The sequence below is a fragment of the Alsobacter ponti genome (assembly GCF_024294805.1).
GTDB classification, from domain to species: domain Bacteria; phylum Pseudomonadota; class Alphaproteobacteria; order Rhizobiales; family Beijerinckiaceae; genus Alsobacter; species Alsobacter ponti.
In genome coordinates this window covers 261,394-268,155 of record NZ_JANCLU010000005.1, presented here as the reverse complement: position 1 = coordinate 268,155, position 6,762 = coordinate 261,394, and the positions used below count along the sequence as shown (strand labels likewise).

Sequence of the window (6,762 nt, the reverse complement as noted above, 5' to 3'; positions counted from 1 at the left end):
ATGCGCTGGCTCCCGGATACCCCTCCGCTACGCTGCGGGGTTCCGGGAACGGGGCGGGCGGAAGCCCGCCCTTGGCGTTCCGGAAACAGGCGGACTGGCGTCCGCCTTTTGGGGCTGCGGGCCGCAGGCCCGCCCGCCCCCGGAATGCCGGAGCCTTGGCGAAGGCAGGCCCGGGGCCCAGCGCAATATGTCGCGCGCAGCGCGTCGTGATGGCTTTTTCCAATGAGCGCCGCTGCGCGGCAGCATTCCTACGCTGGCTCCCGGATACCCCTCCGCTTTCACTCCGGGGTTCCGGGAACGGGCGGACTTCGTCCGCGCTTCGGCTCCGCCGAGCGCCTTCCGTCGGCGATTCCCGAACCGCCTCTCAACCCGCCCGCGATTCCCCACCGATCCAGGCGAGACACGACGGACGAGTCCCGCCATGCATGTGGACAACATGCAACCGCGTTCGTCGGAATACAACCAAAGAGAGTAATTCTCAGTGGAAGCGCGCGTCGAATACAACCTGTAGCGATTGAATTCTGTAGCAATATTGTCACTGCCCGAGTTGAAGCGGTCGTTTCGACCTCGAAGGGCCGTCTGTACGGTTGAACGAGGGCGGTGAGCCAAGCATGTTGCCTCTCGTTACCGCTGCCGTTGTGGAGCCTCGCTCCTCGCGGTTCCATTTTAGGGAGCATTTTTTATGCGCATTTCCACCCTCCTGCTGTCGTCCGCGGCGCTGCTCGCCGGCGCGACGGCCGGCCTCGCGGCCGACCTGCCGTCCAAGAAGGCGGCCCCGGTCGAGTACGTCCGCGTCTGCTCGCAGTTCGGCGCCGGCTTCTTCTACATCCCGGGCTCGGACACCTGCCTCAAGGTCTCCGGCCGCGTCCGCGCTGACTACTACTACAACCAGCCGCTGGTCCGCGCGGACAACACCACGACGACCCGCGCGCGCGGCTATCTCGCGCTCGACAGCTACACCGCCACGGACATGGGGCCGGTGCGCGCCACCACCCGCGTCTACGTGACGAAGGACTCCCTTGCGGGCGCCTCGACGACGCTGGACTGGGCCTACATCCAGTTCGCGGGCGTGACGGCCGGCCGCATCGCCACCTCGTTCTTCGAGTTCGCTCCGTTCGGCGGCGTCTCGTTCCTGGGCGGCGGCGCGAACGGCCGCGGTTCTGACTACGGCGCGATCAACACGCTGGCCTACACCTACGCGGCGAACGGCTTCTCGGCCACCCTCGCCATGGAGGACGGCACCGAGCGCCGCACGGGCCTCAACGGCCTGGGCAGCGCCTCGCTCGGCTATGCCGGTCATGCGCTTCCGGACGTCGTGGGTCGCCTCGAGTACGGCGGCAGCTGGGGCGTCGCGGCCCTGACCGCCGCGGTTCACCAGACCCGCTATGCCCTTGCCTCGGACAACACCGACTACGGCTTCGCCATCCAGGGCGGCCTGAAGATCAACCTGCCGATGCTGGCGGCCGGCGACGCGCTGTTCCTGCAGGCGGCCTACGCCGACGGCGCTTCGTCCTACACGGGCTGGGCTTCGGGCGCTGCCAAGAACGGCGCCGGCGCGGCGCTGTTCACGGCCAGCGATTACGAGAAGAACGCGGCCGGCAACTGGGTGTCGGTCAAGACCTGGTCGCTCGTCGGCGGCGTCGAGCACTACTGGGTGCCGACGATCTCGACGGCGCTGTTCGCCGGCTACGGCCACTACGACGGCGCGGACGCGAGCGACTGGTCGATGTTCTCGGTCGGCGCGAACGTGAAGTGGACGCCGGTCAAGAACCTGCTGCTCGCGGCCGAGACGACCTACCAGCGCGCGGTCGACACCCCGGTCGCGGTCGCCGCCGGCACGCAGAAGGACATCTGGAACGCTCGCCTGCGCGTGCAGCGCGACTTCTGATCGGCTTCGATCCCTCAGGATCGAACGCGGGAACCCCGGCGCGCGAGCGCCGGGGTTTTTCGTTGCCCGGCGCGCGCCGCCGAACCGGCCGGGCAGGGCGCTCCGGTCGCCGGCCTTGGCCTCGCCGCCAGCCCCAGCCGCGCGTTCCCTGCCGCTCGGTCCGCCCGCCGCCCTGTGACGTTCAAGCCACATCGCGAGACTTCGTTTCGCATCCGCACAAGCGTTGAGCGCCAAGCTCAAGCCCTGGGCAGGGTGGCGTTTCTTTGATCTTGCCGCAGTGCAGCATGGCCCGGAATCCTCGGGGACAGCGCGCACGGCCGAGGGGGCCGCGCCAGAAGTCCCGGGGTTGTTTTCGATGACTCGTTGCTTTCTTCTCGCCACCGCCGCCGGCCTCGTCGCCAGTTCGGCCTTCGCCGCCGACCTGCCGTCCAAGAAGGCGGCCCCGGTGGAGTATGTCCGCGTCTGCTCCCAGTACGGCGCCGGCTTCTTCTATATCCCGGGCTCGGACACCTGCCTGAAGATCGCCGGCCGCGTCCGCGCCGAGTATTATTACAACGAGCCGCTTGCCCGGACCGACAACACCACCTCGACCCGCGCGCGCGGCTACCTCACGATCGACAGCTATACCGCGACGGACTGGGGCCCGGTGCGCGCCACCAGCCGCGTCTATGTCACGAAGGATTCCGGCTCGTCCGCCACGCCGACGCTGGACTGGTCCTATATCCAGTTCGCCGGCGTCACCGCCGGGCGCGTCGAGACCTCGTTCTTCGAGTTCGCGCCGTTCGGCGGCGTGTCGTTCCTGGGCGGCGGCGACAATGGCCGCGGCTCGGACTACGCGTCGATCAACGTGCTGGCCTACACCTACAACGCCGGCAACGGGTTCCTCGCCACGCTGGCGCTGGAAGACGGCACGGAGCGCCGCGTCGGCATCGGCAACGCCGCCATCATCCCCGGCTACACCGTCGCCAATGGCGGCTATGGCGGGCATGTCATGCCCGACGTGGTCGGCCGCCTCGAATACGGCGCGAGCTGGGGTATCGCGGCGCTCACCGGCGCGGTGCACCAGACCCGCTATGCCGACGGGACCTACGACACCCAGTACGGCTACGCCATCCAGGGCGGCGTAAAGGTCAACCTGCCGATGCTGGCCGCCGGCGACGCCCTGTTCCTGCAGGCCGCCTACGCCAACGGCGCGTCGAGCTACACCGGCTGGAGCAGCTTCACGGTCGGCAACGCCTCGGCCCCGACCTACGACGTCTACGCGACGGCGGCGGGCGGCACGGACACGGCCCGGACCTGGTCGGTCACGGGCGGCATCGAGCACTACTGGGTTCCCACCGTCTCGACCGGCCTGTTCGCCTCCTACGGCGACTTCAACGGGTACGCCACCGACGACTACCGGGTCTTCGCCATCGGCGCGAACGTCAAGTGGAGCCCCGTCACCAACCTGCTGATCGGCGGCGAGGCGACATACCAGCGCGCCGTCGACACGCCGGCGGCGGCTCTCGCGCCCGGCGGCCAGAAGGACATCTGGGGAGGCCGCCTGCGCATCGAGCGCGATTTCTGAAGTCTCCGGGCTCTCAGCACTTTGGGCCCCACGGCCCCGGCGCGCATCGCCGGGGTCTTTTTCACGCGGCGGGGGAGGGGCCGGGCTCTTCCACCCGCGCCACGAAAGCGGCGACGCGGGCGATGGTGGGGGCGTCGCGCAGCAGCGGCGCGTGGCCCTGGTCGGGCACGGTGAGCGTCTCCAGCCTGGGGTGGCGGCGCGCCATCTCCGCCAGCGTCGCCTCGGAGAGAATGTCGGAGTTCGCGCCCCGGATCGCCAGCGCCGGCACGTGGGCGAGCGCCTCGAACAGGGGCCACAGCGCCGGCAGCGGCGCTTCCAGGTCCATCGCCTCCAGGCCGCGCAGCAAGTTGGGGTCGCGGCTGGCGACGAGGCGGCCGTTCTCCTCCCGCCACGTCGCGCGCGCCCAGGCGAGCCAGTCGTCGTCGGCAAGCTTGGGAAACTGCGCGCCGTTGAGATGGCGCATCATCTGCGCCGCCTCCGCCATGTCGCGCGGGGCCGGCAGCCCGGCCATTTGCGCACGGATGCGGATGAGCCCGCCGGCCTCGATCACCGGCCCGACATCGTTGAGCACGACGCCTCGGATGCGGCCCGGCTGCATCGCCCCCAGCGCCATCGTCACCAGCCCGCCGCGCGAGGTGCCGACGAACACCGCCTCCGTCACGCCCAGCGCGGTGAGCACGGCGATCAGGTCGTCAGCCTCGACGCGCGGGTCGTAGCGCCGCCAGTCGCCGTCCCAGTCCGAGAGGCCGCGGCCGCGATAATCCGGCGCGACGACACGCCGGGGCCGGCGCGCGTGGCCGGAGAGGGCGAGGGCGAGGTCGTGGAAATCGGCCGCGTTGCGCGTCAGGCCGGCGAGGCAGACCACCGGCAGCGCGTCGCCGGCGCGCTCGCCATAGTCGCGCGCGTGCAGGCGCAGCCCGTCGCGCGCGCTCACGAAGACGCTGTCGTAGCCCGGCTCGTTCATGACGCCCCCCGCCGCCGCGCCGCGCGGGGCGGCCGGAAGCGGTTGAACCACGCGCCGCGCGGCCTGTCTATCGCGCCCCGCGCCGCAGGTCGGCCTCGATCCGCAGCGGGGCGGAGGCGTCCAGCCGCGCGCGGTAGACCTGCAGGTTCTCCATCACGCGCTGCACGTAGTTGCGCGTCTCGGTGAAGGGGATGCGCTCCACCCAGTCGACGGGATCGACCGTGCGGTCGCGCGGGTCGCCATAGGCCTCGATCCACTTCTTCACGTTGCCGGAGCCCGCGTTATAGGCGGCGATGGTGAGCAGGTACGAGCCGCGCCACTCGCCCACGAGGTCGCCGAGGTGGCTCGCCCCCAGCAGCGCGTTGTAGGCGGCGTCGGTCGTCAGCCGCTCCAGCTCGAAGCCGAGCCCGGCGCGCGACGCGGTGGTGCGGGCCGTCGCCGGCATCAGCTGCATCAGCCCGCGCGCGCCGGCCGATGACACCACGCGGGGATCGAAGGAGCTCTCCTGCCGCGCGATGGCGAACACCAGCGGACGCTCCACCGCCGAGACAGGCGTCGCGAAGGCGGGCACGCCGATCAGCGGGAAGGCGTGGTCCTCCACCGGCACGCCGCGCTGCGCGGCCGTCTTGCCGAGGGCCAGCAGTCCGCGCGCGTCGCCGAGCGCCGCGACGCGCTCCGCCACCGCGTCGATGCGCGCCGGGTCGTCGACCGTCTTGCCGATGTCGACCAGCAGCGCCATGGCGAGGTCGCGGGCGTCGCACTGGTAGAGCATGGCGACGGCGCGCGCCTCGTCGGCGGCCGGGGCGGGGTCGGCGTCCTTGGGGGCGGCGTCCCTGGGGGCGGAGCGCAGCAGGAGCTCGCTGGCCCCCAGCCGCGTGCGCGCGAGCTGGCCGTAATAGGCGGTGCCCTGCGCGGCGGCGCGGGCGAAGAAGGCGGCGGCCTGCCGGCGCACGTCCTCGTCGCGCGACAATTCGGCCGCGCGGCCCTGCCAGTAGGCGGCGCGGGCGACCGAGATGGGCGTCGCGGCGAAGCCGGCGGCGCTGGTGAAATGGCGCAGCGCCAGCGCGGGGTCGTCGAGGAAGCGCAGGGCGATCCAGCCGGCGTGGAACTCGCCGTCGATGCGCGGCGCGCCGTCGTCCTCGGGGTGGGCGGCCGTGACCTCGTAGGCGAGGCGCGGCTCTCCGGCGTCGAGCAGCTCGCGCGCCAGCACGCGGCGCTCCGTCCACCATGCGGTGCTGTCGGCGAGCGATTTCGGATCGCGGGTGACGCCGGCGAGCGCCTTGGCGGCGTCGACGAACTGCTCCTTGCGGCGCAGGTACAGCGCGCGCGTATAGGCGAAGGACGGGTCGCCGCGGAGCGAGGGCGGCACGGCGTCGAGCGCCTTCTGCGCCTTGCGGTCGCGCCGCTCGACGGCGACGCGCGCCTTGACGAGCGCCACGGCGTCGTCGCCGGCGCGGGCGGCGTTGCGCAGGGCGGGCATGAACTGGTCGGCGAGCAGGAAGCGCTCGGCGCGCAGCCTGTGGTCGCGCGCGGTCAGCGTGTCGCCGAAGGCCGCGAGGATTTTCGCCTCGGTCTCCGCGCCGAAATCGTCGTGCCGCCACGTATCGCGGATCAGCTCGATCGCCTCGACGTTGCGGCCCTGCGCGTCGCGGATGCGCGCCAGCGCCACCCGGCCCAGCGTGGTCACGGGCGGATGCGCGGCGAAATAGGCGTCGAGCGCGCGCTGGCTCGGCCCGGAGGCGAGCAGCGCCTCCTCGGCGCGCCGGCGCAGCATGGCCTGGGTCGGCCAGTCCGGATTGGCGTCGATGAAGGCCTCGATGCGCTCAAAGCCGAGCGCCGCGCCGCGCAGGCGGATCGCAGCCCATTCGGCGAGCCGGCGGCCCACGGGGTCGGAGAGCGTCGCCGCCGCGGCGTCGCCGGCGGCCGTGTCGCCCTTGCGGTAGAGGTCGACGGCCGTGCGCAGCGCCGCCGCGTCGGCGGTCGACAGCTCGGCGGCTTGCGGCGGCGTCCAGCCAGCGTAGGAGGAGGGGGGGCCGAAATCGTCGGCGGGGCTGAGGTCGCCGACCAGGTTGGGAACCACCGCCGGCGCGTCGGCGTCGATGGCGGCGACCAAGGTCGGGGCGGGGGGCGCGGGCGGCGCGGGCGTCAGCGCCGGCTCGGGCGACGGCGCGAGGGCCGGCGGGCCCGAGATCGCCGCGATGTCGAAACGCGACAGGGTCGCCTCGTCCTCGGGGGCCATGCTCGAACCCGCCAAGGCCGAGCTCGCCGCGCAGGCGAGCAGCATCGTCGTCAGCCGAGAGAAACCCGATCGGGACATCGCGCGTCGATCCAACAGAGGAAGCC

4 protein-coding genes are annotated in these 6,762 nt (G+C 72.0%); 2 read left to right on the top strand and 2 right to left on the bottom strand.

Annotated elements, in window-relative coordinates; genetic code table 11:
- Nucleotides 1-682: 682 nt before the first annotated feature.
- The gene (locus tag NK718_RS07705) at nucleotides 683-1,888 is read left to right on the top strand and encodes a porin (RefSeq protein ID WP_254740263.1); all 1,206 of its coding nucleotides are present in this window, start codon (nucleotides 683-685) and stop codon (nucleotides 1,886-1,888) included.
- Nucleotides 1,889-2,243: 355 nt separating this feature from the next.
- Nucleotides 2,244-3,455: a porin gene (locus NK718_RS07700; protein WP_254740261.1), complete on the top strand. Its 1,212-nt coding sequence runs from the start codon at nucleotides 2,244-2,246 to the stop codon at nucleotides 3,453-3,455.
- A 61-nt stretch (nucleotides 3,456-3,516) separates the two neighbouring features.
- Here the strand turns inward: NK718_RS07700 and NK718_RS07695 are convergent, their stop codons facing one another.
- Nucleotides 3,517-4,419 (bottom strand): alpha/beta fold hydrolase, encoded by a 903-nt coding sequence (locus NK718_RS07695; protein WP_254740259.1) that lies wholly within the window; start codon nucleotides 4,417-4,419, stop codon nucleotides 3,517-3,519.
- 67 nt (nucleotides 4,420-4,486) lie between these two features.
- The gene (locus NK718_RS07690; protein WP_254740257.1) at nucleotides 4,487-6,736 is read right to left on the bottom strand and encodes a lytic transglycosylase domain-containing protein; all 2,250 of its coding nucleotides are present in this window, start codon (nucleotides 6,734-6,736) and stop codon (nucleotides 4,487-4,489) included.
- Nucleotides 6,737-6,762: the final 26 nt, after the last annotated feature.